The organism is Bradyrhizobium sp. 41S5 (assembly GCF_011516665.3).
In the GTDB taxonomy this organism is placed as follows: domain Bacteria; phylum Pseudomonadota; class Alphaproteobacteria; order Rhizobiales; family Xanthobacteraceae; genus Bradyrhizobium; species Bradyrhizobium quebecense.
The window spans coordinates 1,826,128-1,848,139 of record NZ_CP083721.1; the positions used below are offsets into that span (position 1 = coordinate 1,826,128).

The following is a 22,012-nucleotide window of genomic DNA, read 5'->3' on the forward strand; positions in this document are numbered from 1 at the left end:
GTGCAACGCGGCTATTGGCGGCCGTGCTGCCAATGCGCGGTCACGTCGGAACCTGACTTGTTGAGGTGGACGTGCTGGTCGACATGATCGACCCAGGACAGCGGAATGAAATGGTGGTGCTGACCATCAGGCGAGCTCTGCTTGGTCAGCTTGATCTTGTCGGTGCCTTCCATGTGGTCGACCCTGCCGACCGTCTTCTTGTCCGACGAGATCACGTCCATATGTTCCCGAATGTCGGCTGCCGTTGCCATGCGCCTTCTCCTCGTCTTGATGATGAGGGGATGAAACGCTGGGTGGATGCAAAGGTTGCTAGCCGCGTCCGGCTACTTCTGTTCCACCTCGGTCGCGGTGGCCGGCCCTTCGCCCATGATCAGCAGCACGGCGTCCTCGTCCCTGGCGCCGTCCCAATGGACCTGCTTGCCGAAATGGGTGACGAAGCTTCCCGCCGGCATTGCCACGGTGCCGTGATCGGGATCGAATTTCGGGCCCGAGCCGACCCACCAGGTGCCCTTCAGCACGACGATGTACCGGTCGTTGGGATGGAAATGCGGACGGCTGAAGTGATTGCCTTTGGTCCATTTGGTGTAGACCATGTAGAAGCCGGGCTTCGAGGGATCGCCGACCACCACGGCATTCTGCGCGCCGCGCGCGTCGACCGGGCTCCAGGGAATCTGGTCCGGCAACTTGTAGGTGACGGCGGCCGGATTGAGCTCGGCCGCGGAGCTGACGCTCAGCGTGCCGGCAAGGGCCAGCGGCATCATCAGGTATCGCCAGGACCGGTTCGACGCCGTCATCGTGTTCTCCCAGGTCAGTTCGTTCGGGCGACTGCCGCGCCCGTATCTCGCATGATGCTAATCGCTCTCGCTCGCCTCGGACAAGACGCGCTCTCGCATGTCTGCTCTCAGGATTGCGGCATCGGGCCGTGACACAGCGCAGTTGCAATATGAAAAACGCGTTTACGACGCTGCAGACGATGATAGGTTGCGCGCCAACCAAAAGACGGGAGGATAACCTTGAAGAAGCATCTGTCGATCTTGGCGGCGGGACTTGTGATCGGTGCGGCCGCGCTGCAATTTTCAACCGCCGCATCGGGTGATGACGGCTGGGTCACGCTGCTCGACAGCTCCAGGAAGGGCGACTGGGACGAGGTCGGCAAGGCCAATTGGGCGATGAAGGACGGCGCGCTGGCCGCCGACAAGCTCGACGGCAAGGATCTCTCCTATCTCGTCAGCAAGACCCAGTACAAGGATTTCCAGATTCGGGCGGAGTTCTGGACCGACGAGGACGCCAACAGCGGCGTCTTCATCCGCTGCGAGGGCAACAAGGTGATCGACTCCAAGGTCTGCTACGAGGTCAACATCTTCGACAAGCGGCCCGATCCGACCTACGGCACCGGCGCGATCGTCGACGTCGGCAAGGTCGATCCGATGCCGAAGGCGGCCGGCAAGTGGAACGTCTACGAGATCACGGCGCAGGGACCGCATTTCGTCGTGACGCTGAACGGCCAGAAGACCGTCGACGCGCAGGATTCCAAGCACGCCAACGGCTACGTCGCGCTCCAGTATGGCTCCGGCGTGGTCAAGTTCCGCAAGGTGCAGATCAAGCCGCTCTGACGGCGCACGTCGAGGAGAGCCCGGTCGCGCCGCGGCCGGGCTTGATCGCGTCTCATGTGCTATCCGCCGGAAGCCTTCAGGTCGTCGCCTTGCGTGCGCAAATGATGACCGATCACGAGCCCGGTCAGGCACAGCAACAGCCCGAGCGCCGGCGGCGCAAACAGCGCCTCCTCCTGGAAGATGCCGTTCACCAGCACGACCATCGTGCCGAACGCAGCGAGCCCCTGGATGAGAATTCCGGACGAGGCATAGAGGCGCCAGGCCTTCAGCGCCACCGCAAAGAAGAAGCCGAGCGGCACCACTGCGCCCATCCCCATCTGGTAGAGCAAGACGCCGACGGCGCTCTCCACCGCGCCGTCCATCGTGCCGGCCGCTTGCGCGGCGTTCCAGTCGATCGAGAAGTAGCCTTCAGAGAGATTGCCGCCGACGCCGAGGCCACGGCCGATCGGGTTGTGCAGAAATCCATCCCAGCCGCCCATGAAGCCGATCACGTGAAAGTCGCCGATCTGGAGCCCGATGTGGATCGCCACGATGGCATACAGCACGAGTCCGACCAGCGCGACGGCGAGGGTGATGGTGGCGCCGAGCAGCCAGGTTGCCGTCCAGGCCAGCGCCACGAAGATGACCAGGATGAGCGCGCCCTTCACGCTGCAGAAGATTAGCAGCGGGATTGCGACCAGCGCCAGCCAGCGATATCCGACCGCGAACAGGAACAGGATGGAGAAGGCGATCCCGTAGCCGAAGCTGATCGGGCTCATATTGGGTCCGAAGATGCGCAAAATCGACGACAGTCCGAGATCCTCGAACAGCGGGCTATTGAGAAAGCTGAAGCGGAAGCGGTCGATCAGATCGACCGGGACATTGCCGGTTTGGCGCATCTCGGCTTCCCAGGCTCCGGAGCGGGTCGCCTTCAATTCGTCGAAGTGCCAGAACGTGTAGCCATTGGTGATATCGAGCCAGAAATCGCGAAACAGCAATTCGACATAGCCGCAGACGATCAGCAGCGTGGCGACGGTCACCAGGAACGGCGTGATGCGGATCTCGAAGCTTGCGGCGGTCAGCAGCGACAGCTGAAACAGGAACAGCGGAAACGCGATGTTGCGCAGATAGACGAGGGCCGCATGCGCGTCCTGCGTGGCGCCGAGCAGGAAATAGGCTCCCACAACCGCGAGGGTCATCAGCCCCCAATTCATGATCCGGTCGATCTCGGGCGAATGCTTGCGCTCGCGCAGCATGTACAGCGCCAACGTGACCAGCCACATGACCGCGCAGATCAGGAAATTGTAGCCCTTGACGAAATCCATCTCCTGCTCGGTCGTCATGTTGGACGACAGGATCGAGACGAACAGATTCTGGAAGAAGATGATGAAGACGGCGACCGACGGCGCATAGGCAGGCGCCGCGAGCACGATGGCGCAGCCGATCAGGCCTTCGACCACGATTGCGAGCCCTGCATTGGCCGCCTGCATGATCGGCGCGAATGCGATCGATGCCACGGCGATGACGAGCGCAGGAACGAGGTCGCCGGCCAACAGCGGCCGCGGGGCTATGTCTGCTCGCACAGGCTCTGACCTAAATGACCGGATGGGTGGCGTGCCACACCCGCATCGTCGATCTAGCCGCCCATTGTGTAAGATCCGGTTAACCAGATCGGTCAGCGCGTCCCGAGCAGCGCCCTCAGCACGTCGCGATCGGCCTTGCCGGTGACGGCGTCGGCCAGGCCAAAGCCCTGCGACAGCTCCCAATGGGTCCAGCCCCAGCACTGCTGCCGGGCGTAGGCCGTGACGCCGGCGAGCCAGCGCAACCGGCTCTCGCGCGGTGCGCCGGCCTTGAGCACGCCGAACTCATTGATGATGATCGGACGGGAATATTGCCGCTGCCAGGCAGCCGCGGGCTCGAGCCATTTATCGATGCCGCGGTCGGGGATGGCGCGGTCGACCATCGCAAGCGCCTTGGGCCTGTCAAGCGCGGTCAGCTGTTCCCGCAACTGCTGAACCTTCGGATCGTCGGCGCGGATCGGATAGGGCAGTCCAACGACGTCGTGAAGCGGCTCGCTCCGATCCCAATGGGCCTGATGGGTGAACACCATCGGATCGTAGAAGTGGATGGCATAGACGACATTCGGATCGTCGAGCGGCGCGAAGCCCGGCAGCGAGTCCGCACGCTGCCAATTGACCGGACCCGTGATCAGCGTGGTCTGCGGCAGCAATTGGCGAATGAAACCGGCCAGCTCCCGAACCTCACCTTGCCACTGCGCGGCGTCGACCTCCGGCTCGTTCAGCAGTTCCGCAAAGACCCGATCGGAGGGATAGCGCTGCATGACCCGCGCGAGCACGGTCCAGGCGCTCTTCATTTCAGCCATCGCGCCGGGCGGATCGTCCTTGTGCAGCGCGTTGAAGTGCTGACCCGAATGCAGGTCGATCGACACGGCATAGCCGAGTGCGAGCAGGGTCTTCAGTGCGGCATCGACGGCTTGCAGCCGGCTGTCGATCTCCGCTTTCGTGGCGAAGCGCGGCATGACGAAGTCGGCAGGTACCGGCAGCCGGATGTGGGCCAGGCCGGCCTTGCGCAGTTCGAGCAGCAGGCCGCGCGACGGCGCCGACCGCGGATCGACGATCCAGCCGTCGGCGTTGACACCGCGCGACAAGGCCTTGATCCGGTCCGCCGGGACGCCTTCGACCAGGGCAGGGCAGGCCCGCGCGGCGACCGACATCAGAATGGACGCGGCAGCGATGATGGCGGGGATCGATAGCCGGGCCATCGGATGATCAGCTCGCGATCGCCGCCGCAGCAGCGAGCCAGAACGCGGCGCAGCTGGCGCGTCGCTCACGCATATTGCCTGTCGTGCTGCTGGCTTGCGACGGTGGACTGGAGTTCGTTGAGAACGACACCGGCGAGCTTGCGCTCGGCGCCACCGAGCGCGGTGATGATGTCTTCCATCGACGCGTTGATGTCGCGATCCACCGGCAGCGCCGCGATCAGCCCGTCGGCCATGTCGAACAGCCGCCGTTCGTCCGCACCCCACGGCATCGGTGGGCCGTCGAGGATCACGAGGTCGTGGCCGCCGGCGGAGCGCGCCTGCGCGATCGCCTTCTGGATCGCCTCGCTGGCCCTGGCGGGATTGCCCTTGATCGCCGGCAGGATGGCAATGCCGTTTGCGGTGTTGATGGCGCGGGACGCCTTGCTGCCGATCGTGAGCCAGTCGAGCCGGCTCGGCCTGCTCTGGACGGGATGCGCAACCCTGTCGGTCAGGGCGTGGACGGTTGCATCGGCGTCGATCAGCAGGACGCGGGCGCCGTCGCGCGCGGCGACGAGCGCGATGTTGAGCGCGACAACGCTGCGGTCGGGATCGTCGGCGGTGCCGATCACGGCCAGCACGGGGACGGCCTCCGGGGCGGCGCACGTCGCCAGCGCCGCATGGATCTGCCGCATTGTGTTGGAGAACGGCCCCAGCGCCGAACTGGTACGTAGCGTCGGCCAGCCGAACCGCGTGACGTCGGCGGGATTGTCGCCGGTCAGGATGCCGCCAAGCGTGCGCATGACGTCGGATTCCTGCAACTCGGCGATCAGTGGCTTCTCGATCACGGGCTTGTCGATGAGAGCGGCAGCCGGCTGGACCGCGGGCGGTGCCTGCACGGGCCGCTTGGCCTTGGCGATGACGGGCTGCCGCTCCGGTGCGACATCCTGTTTCGGCTGGAGCCTGGGACGGATCGGATCGGCGCCGGGCGCCAGCCGGCCGGCTGCAACGATCCAGGCCGCGGCGGCGAGGGCGCCGAACATGAAGCCGATCATCGCGAGCAGGGTCATCGGCGGCGGGAAAGTGCGCTGCTGCGGGATCGTCGCATCGCCGATCACGCGCGCGCTCGAGGTGTTGAGGCTCTCCTGCTCCTCGGTCTCGCGCGAGCGCTTGAGGAAGGACTGATAGACGTCGCGGCTGGCATCGACCTCGCGCTCGAGCTCGCGCAGCCGCACCGACGCCTGGCTCATCTGCACGCTCTGGTGCTTCTGAACGTCGAGCGCCTTATTGAGCGACGCTTCATAGTCGCGCGCCCGGGTCAGATCGTTCTTCGCGGATACCGCAAAGCGGTCGATCTCTTCCTTGATGGTCCGGCGCAGGTCCTCGACCTGCTGCTCGACCTGGCGCAGCGCCGGATGGCGCGGCCCGAGCTCGCCCTGCAGCTCGGCCTGCCGCTTCTTGGCATCGGCATATTGCGAGCGCAGATTGGCGATGGTCGGCGACTGCAGCGCTTCGGCGGTCGCGCCCGCGTCCATCGACCCGCGGCGGCTGGCTTCGATCTGGTCGTACTTGGCCTGCGCATCGAGCGTGAGCGCCCGCGCCGCGGCCAGCCGCTGGTTGCCGACCGAGAGCTGCTGGTCGGTAAGCAGATTGTCCTGCGAGCCGACGAAGTTGTTCTGCGCCTTGTAGGTCGCAAGCGCCTCTTCGGCGTTGCGCAGGCGCTGCTGCAGCTCCTTCAGCCGGCCGGACAGGTCGCGGGTGGCGCGCCGCGCGGCCTCGGCCTGCGACTGCTTGGACTCGGTGAGATAGGCCTTGGCGATCGCGTTGGCGAGCATCGCCGCCTTGACCGGATCGTGCGACCACACGTCGATGTCGACGATGAAGGTGCGATCGGTCTTCTTGACATTGATATGGCGGTTCAGCGTGTCGAGCGTCGTCATCTCGATCTGCTGTTGCTGCTCCGCCGTCGTTCGCGGCTCGATGCCGAACAGGCCGAGCAGCGAGGCGAGCAGGCCCGCGCTCGCGGCGCCACCGCCGAACTCGGGATCTTTCACCAGGTTGGTGTCGCGGATCACCTGCAGCAGCACATTGTTTGATGTGATCAGGCGCGACTGGCTCTCGACCACCATCGCGAGGCCGGAGACGTCCTGGGCGCGCGGGGTCAGCTCGCGCTCGACCAACTGCAGCTCGCGCGGGTCGACATAGAGCTGGGCGCCCGCGGTATATTTCGGTGTCAGGCTCTTGCCGATCGCGACCGCGACGCAGGCGCAGAGCAGCGCGACTGAGACGATCGCGACCTTGCGCGCCCACAACAGCCGCATCAGCTCGAGCACGTTGAAGCCGGCCGGGATTGCGGCCCGGCGCGGCTCCGGTTTGGCCTGGTTGATCGGCTGGTCATAACTAAGCATCGACCCCAGCTTCCGTCTGAATGGCCGCACGTATCGGATGAGGAGCACTCTTTCGGGCCATGCAACGCGCACGAGACGACGCGGAAAACACGCAACACGAAAAATTAACCATACTCATTCGCCGACTATTCACCAGAAAGGCAAACAAAGGGTTTAAGCGCGGGCGCATCGAAACGCCTCCGCCATCGTCAGCACCGGGACATTGCGCCGCGCCGCCGCCTCCAGCGCGTAGGTCATCAGCTCTGGCGTACAGCCATAGAGGCTCGGCACGTCGGCGACGTCGTGGCTGTAGAAAATTAACCAGCCGTTGATGCCTGCCGCCTCGGCGAAGGCCATGTCGATCCGGTCGCGGGACATCTGGCGGTCGATCAGCGGCATGGCGCGGAGGAATTGCAGGTCGACCTCGCCGCTGTTCACGCCGGGCACGATGCTGCGGCAGGTGCGAAATTCGGACCTCAACTGGTGCTTCCGCGCGTAGGAGCCGTAGCCGAACGGGTAGGCGAAGGTCTCGACCCGCATGGTCGGATCGAGCGAATGAAAATAGGTCCGGTTGCGCGCGATCTCCGCGGCCAGCGAGGTCTCGTCGAGATCGCAGGCGCGGCGGTGCGAGAACGTGTGGCAGCCGACCTCATGGCCACGGCGATGCAGCGAGACGACGTCGTCCGCGCTGCCGGTGGTCCAGCCCGGCGCGTCCAGTCCAACCAGTCCGCCCGACACGTAGAACGTACCGCGGGCGCCGTAGGATTCCAGGATGTCGGCGCCTAATGTTGCCGCGCTCTTCGGCAGATCGTCAAAGGTGAAGGTGACCATCGGCGTGGTATTGTTCAGGCGAAAGCGTTCGACCTGCACATGCATCGCCAGCCGGTGGCTGACCTTGACCCTGGCTTCCGACCACAATGCGTTCATCACCCAAGCTTCCGCAAGATCACGTGATAGTCGCCGTGCCGGACGTCGATCTTGCCCGGCAGCAACGCGTTGATCGTCTTCGCTCCGGCGTCGATCATCGCGGCCAGCAGCGGCTTGCGCCGGCGCATCTCGGGATAGCGCGGGCTCTCGTACTTCTTCCGGTAGATGACCTGCAGTCCGCGGCTGGCCGCGAACGCTTCGAGGTTGCCAAGGGTTACCAGCGGATGGAAATGGGTTGGGAACGGTGCCTCGCCCGGCAGTCCGGCGTTCTTCTCGCCGCGCACATGGCGGTAGAACCAGACGTGAAACCAGTGCGGGGAGTATTTCGTGACGATACCCGACAGCGACTTCGGGTTCGGTGCGCCGATGAGCAACAGCCCGTTCGGCTTCAGCGCTTCGCAGAACCCGCTCAGCACGGTCTCCACATCGGGGATGTGCTCGATGACGTTGTAGCAGATGATCAGGTCGAAACGCTGCGGCGGGAAGCGATGGGTCTGGATGTCGCCGAGGATGGCTTCCTGCGCATAGCTGTTGTTGCGAATCTGATCGGCGTCGATGTCGACGACGGTCACATGCGAACGGCGCAGCACGCCTAGCGGCAGATAGCTGGTCGAGCCGCCGCCGGCCTCGTAAATCGAGAGCGGACCGGCCGGCAGCCGGGCTTCGAGGATGCTGTGAACCGTGAGCAGGCTCTGCTTGGCTTCGCCGGGCGGCAAGGCCAGCAGTGACTCCGGATGGATTTCAGCGGGGACGGGCATCGAGAGTTCGGTGAGCGGGGCGGGACGCGTAGCAAGCGCGAGAGATCTGTTCATCGGCTCATCCAACGTTGCTGTTTGCGGATCTGGTGTGGAATATGACGAGGCCCCGCTTCAGCCGACCGCGCAGACGCGCGATGTCGAACAACCAGCAGAGCGCGGCGTAGACGGCGAGCCCCGCTCCAATCAGCGCGATGCTGGCGGGGAGATCGGCGAGGTCGAGGGCGCGATCGAGCGCGCCGACGGTGAGGGCCATCGCGAGCGCGGCGATCGCGATCAGAGCAAGCCGGCCGAGCGGGATCGGAATCCGGAAAGCGAAGCGGCTCAGGATCAGGGCGCAGACAAAGCCCGTGATGTCGGCGCCGAGCCGCGCCCATGCCGCGCCGATCGCGCCGTCGAGGCTGACCAGCACGTAGGACAGGATCACATTCGCGGCGATGATCGAGGCGGTGTTGATCAGGTAGAAGGAGTTGCGTCCCGACAGCAGGAAGCTCGCATGCAGATATTGCTGCGTCAGCACCTGGAACAGCACGGCGATCGCGATGACCGGCATGATCTCGCTTGCGACCGCGCGGAAGTCGGCGCCGAGGATGATGTTGGCGACATGCGGGGCGATCAGCGCAAAGCCGAGACAGGCCGGCAGCGTGACGCCGGCAAGCAACTCGAGGCAATCGGCGAGATGGGGCCTGACCGCGGCATCGCCCTGCCGGGCTTGGATTTGCACGGCCATCGGAAAGAATGCCGCGGCCATGCTCATCGCCGGCATCATCAGGGTCTGGCGCACCAGGTCGAGCGCCGCGACATATTTGCCGGCGTCGGCTGCGCCGATCAGGTTTGCGATCATGAAGCGGTCGGTCACGCTCGAGATCGCGAGCAGCGTCAGCGACAAGGTCAGCGGCAGGCCGGTGCGGGCAAGCGAGCGCAGGTCGGCACGGTCGAAATTGACGATCGTGCCGCGCCATGCGCTGCGCGATTGCACGAGCACGGCGACGAGATAGGCCGAGGCGGCCGCGAGCAGCAGCAGGACGCCGGTCGGGCTGAGCAGCGCAACCACGACACCGAGGCCGAGTAGGGCGGCCGCGCGGACCAGCGTTGCCTTCATGACCGAGAGCGCCTTCAGCCGTGCACGCAGCAGATCCTGCGTCAGCTCGAACAGGCCGATTGCAATGGCGAGAACCACGGCCGCGAGCGCGGCAGCGGTATCGAGGCCGACGAGGCGGGCCAGCAGATAGGCGATCGGGGCGGTGAGGCAGCAGATCAGGTAACCCGACGCCACCAGGCCGCGAACGTCGGTGCCGTCGTTGCGGGCGTGGCCGCTCAGGATCAGGTTGCGAAACCAGCCGACCAGGAAGACCGATATGACCGAGGCGAAACCGACGCCGAGCAGAAAGATGCCATAGTCATGCGGTGCGAACAGCCGCGTGAAAATGAACACGCTGAGCAGTCCAAGCAGCGCCGAGAGCACGTTGGCGGTCAGGTTGATGCTGGCCTGTCCGATCAGCATGATGCGGCGAGCTCCGAGAGCCTTGTTGCCGCCGACGACGCCAGGATGGCGTCGCTCTCGGCCACGACCTCACGAATTGTCGTGACCGGCGTCCCCGAGAACGATGCGATCGAGAACGCGACGTCATCCCTGTTGGCGCGCAGCAGCAGCCGGGTGAGTTCGTCCTTGCTCAGGGTCGGATCGTCCCAGTAGCTGACGCATGGCGTCTTCGGCACGTCGGAGTGACGCAATGCGGCGGACTCGTCGTTCTCAACGAAGAAGCCGTACAGCAGGTATTCGGAGAACTCGCGGGTCCGGCACAGCGCTTCGATCCAGCTCATCCCGGTGACGGCCTCGATGCGTTTGGCGAGCGCGCGGGTGGTCTGCTTGTCCCAGAAGATGATGTGTCCGATGAAGTCCGGTGCCGGGAAGGGCGGCGTCGGCAGCCCGATCAGCTGGTGGCTGGTCTCGAGCCAGCGCGAATGGCGCGGCTGGTCGGCGGTGACCGCGTCCGCCATCTTCAGCAGCGGGATCGTGTTCGGATACTGGAAGCGCGAAAGGTCGAAATCGCGGAAGAACACGATGTCGGAATCCAGGATGCAGAACCGCTCATAGGGCAACGAGATCGTCGCCGCGATCTTCAGGATCTGCTGCACGTGCCAGCCGTTCACTGGCTTGGCGCGCAGCGACCACCAGAACTGGCGGCGCTTGCGCTGGATCATGCGAGGCAGCGGCCGCAGCCAGTCGGGCAGGAAGGCGGAGGCCGGAATGATGATGCGGCGCTCGCTTGCGAGTGGCGCGAACAGCGGCAGGTCGCAATCCGGGACCAGCAGATAATGCCTGGAGAAGGACGTGACGTGACGATCCACGCTCTCGCACAGCAGCGTGCAGATTTCCAGATCGCGCCCGTAGGTCGGGGTCAGCAACGCGACAGGGTTCATCTCGTAACTCTCTCCGGCGACACCGTGTCAGGGCGGAACATCATGGCCGCCAGACTTGTCCTGAACCTCAGTTCAGCAAGATCGGTGCCGGAGCCTTGTGACCGCCCTGCCGGCGGCGGCGATGGTTAAGCAATGGTAAATGGCGGCCGGCCGCGACTGTTGACGGATCGGAAAGCATCGCTCGGCTGCGCGATTTTGACGCTGGATCGGGATGTTGCCCGGATATTGCAGTGCTGGCGTCTCGAATGCCGATTTGGTCGGCGCAGGTGAGTGCACATGCAGATTCGATGGCATTTCCGGCGACTGAGCGGCACGGCTGAACCGCGGGCTGCACCATCAGTCCATTTCGAGACATCCGCACTGTCGGCGCTGTGTGCTTTTGGCACGCTTGCCGCGAGCGAGCCAACTGGAGCGCGGGATGCCAACTGATCGCGGAATCACGCGGCGCGGTGCCCTCGCAGTCGCGGCGCTTGCCCTGGGCGGACTGTCGACCGCGCGGGCCGCGCCGTCTGCCCGATCGCCGCTCGGTGCGAATTCGGCGCGGTTCGCCGGCGCCTTCGTCAATTGGGGCGAGACCGGCCGCGAGCATGTGCTGCAGGCCTGGGAGAAATGGCTCAGCCGGCCCCGGTCGTCGGTGCTCGGCGTCGACTTCTACGGTCAGAGCAGCTGGGACGACTTTCACAAGCTCGATTGGGCGCCGGGGCTCTGGAAGAAGCTCAATCCGTCGCGCAATGTGGTGTGGTCGGTGCCGCTCACCATCACCGGCACGCCGCTCGCCGATGTCGCGGGTGGCCTGCACGATGCCGACTTCGAGACGGCCGCGCGCGCGATTGCGGGATCGCATCCGAAGGCGATCATCCGCCTCGGCTGGGAGATGAACATCTCCAATATGGGCTGGTTCGCCAAGGGCCATGAAGACGATTACATCAAGGCGTTCCGCCGCGTGGCTGGAATTTTCCGTCGACATTCCGGCAGTTTCAAATTCGACTGGTGTCCGGGCTGGGGAGCTCAGGACATGCCTGCCGACGCCGCCTATCCCGGCAACGACGTCGTCGATTTCATCGGCCTCGACGTCTACGACTTCAAATCGGACGGCAGCCCGGCGGAGCGCTGGACCAATTCCTGTCTGAAGGCGCCCTTCGGTCTCGAATGGCAGCGTACGTTCGCAGCGAAGCACGGCAAGCTGATGAGCTATCCGGAATGGGGCGTCGGCCAGTCCGGCGACAACGCGTTTTTCGTGCAGCAGATGCACGACTGGTTCGCCGCCAATCAGGCTGCGATCGCCTACGCGGCCTATTTCGATGTCGACGGCCTGTGGCCGACGCAGATCGACAACGGCCAGTTTCCGGAATCCGCCAGCCTGTTCCGCAAACTGTTCGCGGGCTGAGCTCAACACGATCAAGCCAAAGCCCGATCTGTCCGTGGACCGACCGGGCTTTGCTGTTCCTCTCGTGCTGCGTCAGGCGGCCTTGGTGTTGGTCAACAGCGTCAGGCCCATCTTCAGCTTGTCCTGCAGCGTGCGCTGGGCGAGGCAGGTGAACAGGCAGAGCTTGTCGCAGGCGATGGTCTCCTTGCGGCGGGCCTGGGCTTCCTCGCTGTACCAGATCTCGCGCGCCGTCTGGGTGCGCACGTTGCCGATCGGCTTGAAGAACCAGCACACTTCGAGACGGCCGTCGGAGCGGATGAAATAATTCCGCATGCCGACGCGGCAGGGCATCACTTCCTTCGGCGCCTTCTCGCGGCGGAAATGGTTCGGCCAGGCCCGCAGCACGGCCTCGCCATTGAGGATCGGTGCGCCCTCGCGCTTCATCCGCAGCAGCTCGTCGCGGACCTTGATGAGATCGTCCATCTCGTTCTCGCCGATCCACAGCTCGTCCTCGACCTCCTGTGTACCCTGCTCGACCGGCTGGAAGCTCAGCGCGGTGGCGCCGATCTGCTGGATCCAGTCGACCATTTCAGGCAGGCGGCGGAAGTTCAGCCGGTGCACGACCGGCTTGATGATGATCGGGAAATCCAGACCTTCGGCACGGCGCTGCGCGGCGACGTTGCGGATGCCCTGCACGATGTCGCTCAGCGAGTTCTCAACGCCGCGCGAGTAGTCGTGAATCTTGGGATCGATGGAGTCGATCGAGATGTTGATGTTGAACGGGCGCGCCTCGACGGTTTGCGCCACGATTTTCTTGTTGAGGTAGGCGCCGCCATTGGTGGTGACGCCCCAGTGGATGTCGTTGTCGCGGCAGAACCGCAGCAGGTCGAGAAAGCCCTTCTTGATGTAGGGCTCGCCGCCGGCGAACTCGACGTGATAGGCGCCGATGAATTCCTTCAGGCTCGCGAGCGCGAGCTGCCATTCGGGGATCGACATCTCGTCGCGATAGTTCGGACGGCGCCAGTAGTCGCAGTAACGGCACTTGTAATTGCAGCGTTCGACCACCTCGGCGAAGATCGCGGCCGGACGGGTGACGTCCCGTCCGGTACGCAGATAGAGCTCTTCCGAGAGGGCGTTGCGGACGTGCTTGGTGCCGAGCGAGACGAGGTCGAGCGCTTTCAAGGTGAACCTCAGGCAGTGTTTTGCGTTGTTGCGACCGGATCGATCGAGGATGTATGGGTGGATCAGCAAATTGAATGCCAACTGGAACGCAAGACACACCGCAAGGCACACTGCACGTGCGTGACGGCTCTTAACCCTAAGGATCAGCTAACGGCGTGGCGTCGATCGTGAGGCCGCGCGGCCCAGGTCGGCTATTCCTTTGAATCGCTTCGTTCGACTTCAAATTAACCTTGTGACGAAGTTGCGGTAACGCGGGTCTCGTCTGGAGCGGATTTTGCCATGAGGTCGCCGTAACGTTCGATCCGCGTTCGTATTGGCGCCCGTGTCGGTCACTTTGGGACGGCCATGTCCCATTCCGATCCGTGCCGGGATGATGCGTCGTGCGGATCGCGATTGCCAGGAGGGCATGGAAATGTCGACCGAGCTTGCTGTAGCGGACCGCGCCTGGGTCACCACCTCGCCCGCGCTGGATTGCTCCGTCGAGACCGTCATCTGCATTCCGAGCTTCCGCCGCCCGAAGCACCTGCGGCTGACGCTGGAGTCCGTGGCGGCACAGCGCACCGAACGCAGCTTTGCGATCGTCGTGGTCGAGAACGATGCGGCGCGCTGCGAGAGCGCGCCGGTCGCGGCCGAGTTTCTCAATTCCGGCAAGCTTCGCGGCGTCTGCATCGTCGAGCCGCGGCAGGGCAATTGCCAGGCGATCAACGCGGCGTTCGAGACCGCGCTCGAGACCTTTCCGAACGCGCAACACTTCCTGATGATCGACGACGACGAGGTCGCCTCGCCGGATTGGCTGGAGCGGATGGTGCAGGCGGCCGAGAGCTCCGGCGCCGAGATCGTCGGCGGGCCGGTGTGGCCGGATTTCGATGACAAGCACAAGGGCGGCCTCAAGCGCCATCCGGCGTTCGCGCCGGCCTATCATGCCAGCGGACCGGTTCCGGTGATCTATGGCTGCGGCAATTGCCTGATCCGGCGCGCGGTGTTCGACAAGCTCGGACGGCCCGCCTTCGACCTGCGTTTCAACTTCCTCGGCGGCGGCGACCACGATTTCTTCGCGCGGGCGCGCCGCGCCGGCTTTCGCTTCTTCTGGGTCACGGACGCCGTCATCAGCGAGACCGTTCCCTCGACCCGGACCAGTCTCGGCTGGATCGTGCGGCGCGGATTGCGGATCGGCGCGATCAACTATCACATCGAGCGCAAGGCGGCGCAGACAATGTGGTCGCGCGCGGCCGTCAAGGCCAAGATGTTCGGCCTGGTGCCGTTCTCGCTGTATCGCTTCATGCGCATCGTGCTGCGCGAGCAGCAGGCCGTCATTGCGATGCACCCGATGGTGGTCGCGGTCGGCAGCGCGCTCGCCGTGCTTGGCATCGAGCCGCAGCCCTACGCAGCTTCCAAGATCGCGTCGTGAGTGAGTTGTCCGTCACCGCCGAGAGCCGGGCGCTGATCGCCGACATTGCGCGCCGGCCGGTGATGGATATCGTCCGCGGCGCATTCTTTGTCGGTATTCTCCTGCTGGTCTGGATATCGCTACGTCCGTTCGCGGATCTGAGCGGCTTCCATGTCGGCGACGTCGTTACCGGCAAGGATGCGGTGCTTTACGCCCTGTTCGGCGTGCTGACGGTCGCGATGCTGGCGCTGACCTTGCGCGACAATCTGCCGGCGCTGAAATCATTGCTGACGCCGGCCTTGCTGCTGTTCGTGGGCTGGATCTGCGTCACCGTCGTGCTGTCGTCCGACCCGGCCACCTCGCTGCGCCGCCTGGCGTTGTCGATGTTCGTCATCGTGGTGACCGCGACGCTGCTGCTGCTGCCGAAATCGCAGGGCGAATTGATGCGCTGGTTCGGCATCGCCGCGCTGGTCCTGCTCGTGACCTGCTATCTCGGCGTCTTCCTGGCGCCGCATCTGTCGATCCACCAGGCCACCGATCCGCAGGAACCGGCGCTTGCCGGCAATTGGCGCGGTGCGTTCGGCCACAAGAACGTCGCGGCCGCGATGATGGCGATGCTGATCTTCCTCGGCATCTATCTGATGCGGGCCGGCGGCTGGCTGTCGGGCATCGCCGTGACCGGGCTCGCCGCGGTGTTCCTGTTCTTTACCGCCGGCAAGAGCGCGATCGTGCTCTGTGTCGCCGTGCTGATGCTGACCGCGTTGACACCGGTGATCAGCTCGCTGTGGGGCCGCGCGCTGCTGCTGCTGACGCCGCTGGTGCTGCTCAATCTGTTCAGCGTCGGCACCGTGATGAGCGATACGCTTGCGGCGATCGCCGGCCGGATGCCGATCGACACCTCCTTCACCGGCCGCGCCGACATCTGGGCCTTCGCCCTCGAATCGCTGCATCAGCGGCTATGGACCGGCTACGGCTTCGAGTCGTTCTGGGGCACCAGCGCGATCCAGAACCTGCAGGAAGGCAAGGAGTGGGCGGGCTACGCCTCGCACAGCCACAATGGCTATCTCGATACCGCGCTCGGGACCGGTCTGCCGGGTCTCGTGCTGTTGATCGCGGCTGTTGTCGTCAAGCCGTTGCGCGACTTCCAGGCCGCGGATCGCGGCGGCAATGATGCCCCCCTGACGATGCTGTTCCTGCGCATCTGGCTGTTCGGCCTCTATCTGTCGTCGATGGAGAGCTTCTTCCTCGATCGCGCCGACACGATCTGGGTGACATTCCTGATCGCGGTATTCGGGCTGCATTATCTCGCCCGTTTCCGGATGCGGGCGTAGAGCATGATCCGGAAAAGTGTGAGGCGGTTTTCCCTCGCGACAAACGCGTAGCGTTTGCGCGGAGATCATGCTCAAAAATAGCTAGAGCTGCGCGCGGACCGCGTTGGCAACGTCCGTCCACCAGCCGTCGAAATCGAACGGCATGGGGACGGTCGGCCGCTTCAGCGCCGTGACGATCCGGTCGGCATAGGCCGTACTGTCGGCTCCGCGCGGCACCAGCAGGATGGCGCCGCGATCGATCAATTCCTTGAAGCGCGGATGGTGGTCGAATTCGTCCGGCAGCGCCGGCTCGGTGACGATCAGCGGCCGGCCGGACTGCACGCAGGCCAGGATGCTGGATCGCCGCGCGGTCAGGCCCTCGGCCAGCGAATAGCAAAACACATCGATTTCGCCGAGCAGGCCGAACACCTCGTGATCGGAGGCGACATAGCCGGAGACGATCACATCGCCTTTGAGCCCGAGCTCGGCGACGCGGGCGTAGAATCTTTGCTCGATATTGTCGGTGCCGCGGATGAATGAGCCGACATAGACGATCAAGGGCTCCAGGCCCCGCTGCTTCAGGATCGCGCCGATCTCGAGCAGCCCGTTCGGCTGCTTGCCGGGATAGATCGAGCCGAAATGCCCGACGATGAGCTTGCCGTTGCTGCGTGCCGCGACGAGCCGCTGCAGCAGCATCGAATTCGAAAAGCCGGCCGGCGCGGCGATGTTCGGCGGCAGCGGCGCCAGCACGCATTTCCGCACCACGCCGCGCATGATCGGATCGTCGGCGAGCTCGCGGCGCACCAGCGGCGAGAACATCACGATGGTGTTGGCGAGCCATAGCGCGGGGATGTAGGTCAGGCGGCGGATGCCGTTGAGGCCGGCCCATTCGTGCTGAATCAGCACAACCTTGCGGCCTCGCAGCCGGGCAAACAGCAGCGCGAGCAGCGGGCGCGCGATCACGCGCTTCCAGGCCACGATCGGGAAGTTGCAGACCACGCTGTCCGCGCTGCCGACCGCGTGCCAGATCTCGCCGATCCGGCCGTCGGTCTGGGTCAGGGTTAACGCCGTGCTGGCGCCGGGCTCGAGCTTGTCGATCGTCTGCTGCAGCAGGCGGGTGAACTGCCCGACGCCGCAGTGCATCCGCGGCCCGGCGCCGAGAAACAGCGCGCGATATCGGGGTGGTTCAGTCATTCAGTCCTGTCGGCCACGGCGGCCGGCTCCGGAAACGTCGCGGTTAGCCATATCGGCGAGACATTAGCTTTGCGTAACCCCGCGCGCATACGCGACGGCACCGTTCTTGCCAATCCCTGCCCAAGAGCTGCCAGCTCGTCCCGGAACGGGACATCGGATGAAGCGAAACGGCGCAGCCAGGAGCGCGACCATGACGACGGGCAAGATCTTTGCGAATTGGGATGACAACCATTCCAGGCTCTGGAGCCATCAGCCGATCCGGCTCGAGCACACCATGCACAGGCAGCCGGCGTTCTCGATGGACGATCTCGCCAAGCTGATCGAGCACTATCCGCGCGAGCATTACAGCCTAGTCAAGACCGGCACGAAGGGATCGAGCCGGGTCTGGCGCGAGGGCGAGATCGGCAGGCTGCGCGGCCATCAGGTGATCGATGCGATTTCGCGCGGCGGTCTGTGGCTGAACCTGCGCAACGTCACCGCGATCGATCGCCGCTACCGCGACATGATCGAGCGGATGTTCGGCGAGATCGCGGCCAAGGTTCCCGGTTTCGATGCGCCGACCCATCAGGCTGGCATCCTGATTTCGTCGCCCGACGCACAGGTCTACTACCACGCCGATCTGCCGGGTCAGGGCCTCGTCCAGATCGCGGGCCGCAAGCGGGTCTACATCTATCCCAGCACGCAGCCGTTCATCCGGCCCGAGCATCTGGAGGACATCGCGCTGTTCGACGTCGAGGTCGATATCCCCTACGAGCCCTGGTACGACTGGCATGCGCAGGTGATCGATCTCGAACCCGGCCAGATGCTGAACTGGCCGCTCAATGCGCCGCACCGCGTCGAGAACCTCGACACCGTCAATATCTCGATGACGGTCTCCTATGTGAACGACGACATCCGCCGCGCCCAGATCCTGCATCTCGCCAACGGAATGCTGCGTCATCGCTTCGGCTACACGCCGCGCAGCCGCAGCATCCGCGGCCCGACCTTCTTCGCCAAGCAGGTGATGCAGAAGCTTCTGCGCGACGGCAAATGGGTGAAGCGCGAACGCGCCGTTCGGCGCGCGATCGACTTCCGCCTCGACGAGAGCGATCTCGGCAAGATCGTCGACCTGCCCAAGGCGGCGTTGGAAGCGGCGTAGGCGAGCTTGCCGGTAGTAGGTGCTGAAATGTCGGTCTTGACGACAGCGGTTGAGAAATTCGGAGCGCGGGTCGCGGCCTATGCGGTCGGCTATCGCGTCGAATTGGTTTCCGATTGGGCGCAGGCGGCCGCCCGCTGGGGGACCATCGAGCCGCTCACGGCGTTCCAGCATCCGCAATGGTATGCGTCATGGTACCGGGCCTTCGCGTCGGCCGACGGTGTCGAGCCGCTGATCGCTGTCGTCAGCGATGCCGCGACCGCCGAGCGGGCTGCACTGTTGCCGCTGATCTGTCACCGGCAAGGCAGCCTCCGCATCGTCGAATTCGCCGACCTCAACCTCACCGATTTCAACGCGCCGATCCTCGGCCCCGCCGCACCGCGCGACGACGTCGCTGCATGGCAGTTTTGGCGCGACCTGCAGGCCGCGCTGCGCAAAGCGCCCGGCGGAGCCGATCTGATCCGTTTTCGCAAGATGCCGGTCAAGCTCGCGACGCGATCCAATCCGCTGGCGCTGCTCGATGGCGTTGGACCGTCGGTCGTCAACGGCAATTTGGTGACCATGGGTGACGATCACAACGCCTGGCGCTACGAGCTGAGCCGGAAGGTCCGCAAGGAATTGGGACGGAGCTGGCGCGTGTTCACGCGTGAGCCGTCCGCGTCGTTCAGGGTCGCCACAGATACCGACGAGGCGCTGGACCTTCTGTCCATCACGGAAGTGCAGCAGGGCGCGCGGCTGAACGGTCTTGGGCTCAATTACGTGCTCGACAATGCGGACTGCACCGCCTTCTATCGCGACTTGGTGCGCGAAGGCACCGCGCGCGGCTATGCTGTCATGACCGCGCTTGCGACCCACGACGAAGTGGTGGCGACGCTGCTCGGTATCCGCACCGGCTCGCGCTACGTCATGATCCGCATCAGCAATGCGGGCGAGAAATGGTCGGCCTGTTCGCCGGGGCGGCTGATCATCGATCGCACGATCGCAGCGCTGCATAAGGACGGTGTGCGAGAGTTCGATTTCTCGATCGGCAATTACACCTACAAGCGGCGGTTCGGACCGCAGCGCACGCCGCTGGTCGATCTCAGTGCACCCTTGAGCTGGCGTGGACAACCCTACGCGCTGCGTGATCGTGCCGTGCTGGCGCTGCGTCACTATCCGGAGCTGTCCGCGCGGCTGAAGCAGGCGCTCGGCAAGGCGACACCCTCGCGCGAAGACGACTGAGCGAAGGGCGGCATTCCCGAATGAGAATGCCGCCCTGATCGCATTTGCCTCTTAGCAGTCGCGAAGTTTAGCCGTGCAGCTTTCTGGCAGCCTCCGCGATCGCGCGGCCCTGATAGCGTGCGCCGGCCAGTTCGTTCTCGCTGGGCTGGCGGCTGCCGTCGCCACCGGTGATCGTGGTGGCGCCATAGGGTGCGCCGCCGGTGACTTCGTCGAGCTTCATCTGTCCGGCAAAGCCGTAGTTCAGGCCGATCACCGTCATGCCGAAATGCAAGAGGTTGGTGATGATCGAGAACAGCGTGGTCTCCTGGCCGCCATGCTGGGTCGCGCTCGAGGTGAAGGCGCCGCCGACCTTGCCGTTCAGCGCGCCCCGGGCCCAGAGCCCGCCGGCCTGGTCGAGGAAGTTGGCCATCTGCGAGGCCATGCGGCCGAACCGGGTACCGGTGCCGACGATGATGGCGTCGTAATTGGCGAGGTCGTCTATCTTGGCGATCGGCGCGGGCTGGTCGAGCTTGTAGTACGATGCTTTCGCGACTTCGGCCGGCACGAGCTCGGGCACGCGCTTGATATCGACGGTGGCGCCGGCTTCGCGCGCGCCTTCCGCGACGGCATTCGCCATCGCTTCGATGTGACCGTAGGCGGAGTAATAGAGGACGAGAACCTTGGCCATGATGGCCTCCTTTGGGGGTTGAGGCAGGGAGTTGGTTTTGGGGCCGTCATTGCCGGGCTTGACCCGGCAATCCATCGACCTCGAAAGAACCCTTGCGAAGCTCGATGGATGCCCGGGCTTCTGTTTGAAGACGCGCTTCGCGCTTTTGCCCGGGCATGACGAGTGGAGGTTTTGACTACGCCGCGTCGACGAGCACGAGCTCGGCGTCCTCGAGCGCGGTGATCTTCAGCTTGGCTTCATCGCGGATTGCGGCACCGTCGCGCGCATTGACGCGCACGCCGTTGACCTCGATGCTGCCGGCCGCCGGCACCAGATAGAGGTGGCGCGCCTTGTCGGCGGCGTATTCCGCGCTCTCGCCGGCCTTCAGCGTGGTGGCGAGCACCCGCGCATCGGCGCGGATCGGCAGCGCGTCGTTGTCGCCGTCGATGCCGGAGGCGATGGTGACGAGCTTGCCGGAGCGGTCCGCCTTCGGGAACGGCTTCGAGCCCCAGGTCGGGTGACCGCCCTTCGTCGTCGGCTCGATCCAGATCTGGAAGATCTTGGTCTTGGACGGTTCCAGATTGTACTCGGAGTGACGAATGCCGCTGCCGGCGCTCATCACCTGCACGTCGCCGGCTTCGGTGCGTCCCTTGTTGCCGAGCGAGTCCTGGTGCGTGATCGCGCCTTCGCGAACATAGGTGATGATCTCCATGTTGGCATGCGGATGCGCCGGGAAGCCGGAGTTGGGTGCGATCTCGTCGTCGTTCCACACCCGCAGCGCGCCGTGGCTGACATTGGCGGGATCGTAGTAGCTCGCGAATGAGAAGTGGTGCCTGGCCTTCAGCCAGCCATGGTCCGCACCGCCAAGCTCTGCGAATGGTCTGAGTTCGATCATGGTCATTCCCCTTTCAATGCTGCCGAGGGGCCGGGCGCACCGCGCCCGGCGTCTCCAGATGATTTGAGGTCAGGCGCCGAAGCCGCCGTCGACGTTGAGCACTGTGCCGGTCACGAAGGAGGCTTCCGGGCTTGCCAGGAACACGACGCCCGCCGCGACTTCCTCCGGGCGGCCGAAGCGCTGCAGCGCGTGCTGCAGGCGTTGCGTCTCGGCAAACTCGCCGCCGTCCTTCGGGTTCATGTCGGTGTCGATCGAGCCGGGCTGCACCACGTTGACGGTGATGCCGCGCGGTCCGAGGTCGCGCGCCGCGCCCTTGGTGTAGCCGACGACGGCCGCCTTGCTGGCGACGTAGTCGGCAAGCCCCGGGAACGAGGCGCGATCGGCGAGCATCGAACCGACGGTGACGATGCGGCCGCCTTCACCCATCAGCTTCGAGGCGGCGCGGATCGCAGTGATGACGCCGTCAACGTTGATGGCCTCCTGGCGGGCGAGCGTCGCGGTGTCGGCCTTCGGATCGTCGACGGCACCGCCGGATGCGACGCCGGCGTTGTTGACGAGGATGTCGAGCCGGCCAAAATCCTTGACGACGGTCTTCACCAGCTGATCGACATCGGATGACGAGGCCTGGTCGGCCTTGTAGGCGCGGGCATTGACGCCCTTGCCCTTCAACTCGGCGACGACGGCTTCCGCCTTTTCGGGAGAGGCGACGTAGCTGATCGCGACGCTAGCACCTTCCGCGGCGAGTGCGCGGGCGCTGGCCGCGCCGATGCCGCGTGAACCGCCGGTGACGAGGGCAACCTTGCCTGAGAGCTTCTTGGTCATTTGGATTTCTC

The 22,012-nt window shown here is 64.9% G+C and carries 20 protein-coding genes; 6 read left to right on the top strand and 14 right to left on the bottom strand.

Annotated features, from left to right (window positions below; all coding sequences use genetic code 11):
• Positions 1–11: 11 nt before the first annotated feature.
• A complete protein-coding gene (locus HAP47_RS08585) occupies positions 12–251 on the bottom strand; it encodes a DUF2171 domain-containing protein (protein ID WP_106323714.1) in 240 nt (79 codons plus the stop codon).
• 72 nt (positions 252–323) lie between these two features.
• Entirely contained in the window at positions 324–794 is a 471-nt protein-coding gene (locus tag HAP47_RS08590; protein WP_231168810.1) for a cupin domain-containing protein, read from the bottom strand.
• 219 nt (positions 795–1,013) lie between these two features.
• Here HAP47_RS08590 and HAP47_RS08595 point away from each other — a divergent pair, with 219 nt between their 5' ends.
• A complete protein-coding gene (locus HAP47_RS08595; protein WP_173638621.1) occupies positions 1,014–1,613 on the top strand; it encodes a 3-keto-disaccharide hydrolase in 600 nt (199 codons plus the stop codon).
• A 59-nt stretch (positions 1,614–1,672) separates the two neighbouring features.
• On the opposite strand, the gene HAP47_RS08600 is transcribed toward HAP47_RS08595, so the two are convergent.
• From HAP47_RS08600 to HAP47_RS08630, 7 genes are all read right to left on the bottom strand, one after another.
• Complete coding sequence (locus tag HAP47_RS08600) at positions 1,673–3,175, bottom strand: hypothetical protein (RefSeq protein ID WP_231168811.1); 1,503 nt, start codon at positions 3,173–3,175, stop codon at positions 1,673–1,675.
• Positions 3,176–3,267: 92 nt separating this feature from the next.
• Complete coding sequence (locus HAP47_RS08605; RefSeq protein ID WP_173638620.1) at positions 3,268–4,374, bottom strand: glycoside hydrolase family 5 protein; 1,107 nt, start codon at positions 4,372–4,374, stop codon at positions 3,268–3,270.
• Positions 4,375–4,439: 65 nt separating this feature from the next.
• On the bottom strand, positions 4,440–6,758 hold the full coding sequence (locus HAP47_RS08610; RefSeq protein WP_173638619.1) for a Wzz/FepE/Etk N-terminal domain-containing protein: 2,319 nt from the start codon (positions 6,756–6,758) through the stop codon (positions 4,440–4,442).
• 153 nt (positions 6,759–6,911) lie between these two features.
• Positions 6,912–7,664 carry a polysaccharide deacetylase family protein gene (locus tag HAP47_RS08615; protein WP_173638618.1) on the bottom strand — a complete coding sequence of 251 codons (753 nt, stop codon included), beginning with the start codon at positions 7,662–7,664 and terminating at the stop codon, positions 6,912–6,914.
• Positions 7,664–8,476, bottom strand: a complete 813-nt coding sequence (locus HAP47_RS08620) for a class I SAM-dependent methyltransferase (RefSeq protein ID WP_173638617.1) — start codon at positions 8,474–8,476, stop codon at positions 7,664–7,666. Before HAP47_RS08620 ends, HAP47_RS08615 begins: the two co-directional genes overlap by 1 nt.
• Positions 8,477–8,480: 4 nt before the next feature.
• Complete coding sequence (locus HAP47_RS08625; protein WP_173638616.1) at positions 8,481–9,923, bottom strand: lipopolysaccharide biosynthesis protein; 1,443 nt, start codon at positions 9,921–9,923, stop codon at positions 8,481–8,483.
• On the bottom strand, positions 9,917–10,843 hold the full coding sequence (locus HAP47_RS08630; protein WP_173638615.1) for a DUF6492 family protein: 927 nt from the start codon (positions 10,841–10,843) through the stop codon (positions 9,917–9,919). Before HAP47_RS08630 ends, HAP47_RS08625 begins: the two co-directional genes overlap by 7 nt.
• Positions 10,844–11,261: 418 nt before the next feature.
• Here HAP47_RS08630 and HAP47_RS08635 point away from each other — a divergent pair, with 418 nt between their 5' ends.
• Positions 11,262–12,230 carry a glycoside hydrolase family 26 protein gene (locus tag HAP47_RS08635; RefSeq protein WP_176396224.1) on the top strand — a complete coding sequence of 323 codons (969 nt, stop codon included), beginning with the start codon at positions 11,262–11,264 and terminating at the stop codon, positions 12,228–12,230.
• A 72-nt stretch (positions 12,231–12,302) separates the two neighbouring features.
• On the opposite strand, the gene HAP47_RS08640 is transcribed toward HAP47_RS08635, so the two are convergent.
• Positions 12,303–13,391 carry a radical SAM protein gene (locus HAP47_RS08640; RefSeq protein ID WP_173638614.1) on the bottom strand — a complete coding sequence of 363 codons (1,089 nt, stop codon included), beginning with the start codon at positions 13,389–13,391 and terminating at the stop codon, positions 12,303–12,305.
• Positions 13,392–13,803: 412 nt separating this feature from the next.
• Between HAP47_RS08640 and HAP47_RS08645 the strand changes: the two genes are divergently transcribed.
• Both HAP47_RS08645 and HAP47_RS08650 read left to right on the top strand, forming a co-directional pair.
• Complete coding sequence (locus tag HAP47_RS08645) at positions 13,804–14,799, top strand: glycosyltransferase family 2 protein (RefSeq protein WP_231168812.1); 996 nt, start codon at positions 13,804–13,806, stop codon at positions 14,797–14,799.
• On the top strand, positions 14,796–16,109 hold the full coding sequence (locus HAP47_RS08650) for an O-antigen ligase family protein (RefSeq protein ID WP_173638612.1): 1,314 nt from the start codon (positions 14,796–14,798) through the stop codon (positions 16,107–16,109). Before HAP47_RS08645 ends, HAP47_RS08650 begins: the two co-directional genes overlap by 4 nt.
• Before the next feature lie 81 nt (positions 16,110–16,190).
• On the opposite strand, the gene HAP47_RS08655 is transcribed toward HAP47_RS08650, so the two are convergent.
• A complete protein-coding gene (locus HAP47_RS08655) occupies positions 16,191–17,282 on the bottom strand; it encodes a glycosyltransferase family 4 protein (protein WP_173638611.1) in 1,092 nt (363 codons plus the stop codon).
• Between the two features lie 190 nt (positions 17,283–17,472).
• Here HAP47_RS08655 and HAP47_RS08660 point away from each other — a divergent pair, with 190 nt between their 5' ends.
• Together HAP47_RS08660 and HAP47_RS08665 are read left to right on the top strand one after the other, a co-directional pair.
• Complete coding sequence (locus HAP47_RS08660) at positions 17,473–18,420, top strand: cupin-like domain-containing protein (protein WP_173638610.1); 948 nt, start codon at positions 17,473–17,475, stop codon at positions 18,418–18,420.
• Between the two features lie 36 nt (positions 18,421–18,456).
• Positions 18,457–19,638, top strand: coding sequence for a GNAT family N-acetyltransferase (locus tag HAP47_RS08665; RefSeq protein ID WP_173638609.1), 1,182 nt, complete (start codon positions 18,457–18,459; stop codon positions 19,636–19,638).
• Positions 19,639–19,705: 67 nt separating this feature from the next.
• Here the strand turns inward: HAP47_RS08665 and wrbA are convergent, their stop codons facing one another.
• The 3 genes from wrbA to HAP47_RS08680 all read right to left on the bottom strand — a co-directional run bounded on the left by wrbA (position 19,706) and on the right by HAP47_RS08680 (position 22,001).
• Positions 19,706–20,305 (bottom strand): NAD(P)H:quinone oxidoreductase, encoded by a 600-nt coding sequence (gene wrbA / locus HAP47_RS08670; RefSeq protein WP_173638608.1) that lies wholly within the window; start codon positions 20,303–20,305, stop codon positions 19,706–19,708.
• A 175-nt stretch (positions 20,306–20,480) separates the two neighbouring features.
• Entirely contained in the window at positions 20,481–21,179 is a 699-nt protein-coding gene (locus HAP47_RS08675; RefSeq protein WP_173640589.1) for a pirin family protein, read from the bottom strand.
• A 69-nt stretch (positions 21,180–21,248) separates the two neighbouring features.
• Positions 21,249–22,001 carry an SDR family NAD(P)-dependent oxidoreductase gene (locus HAP47_RS08680; RefSeq protein WP_173638607.1) on the bottom strand — a complete coding sequence of 251 codons (753 nt, stop codon included), beginning with the start codon at positions 21,999–22,001 and terminating at the stop codon, positions 21,249–21,251.
• Positions 22,002–22,012 lie beyond the last annotated feature (11 nt).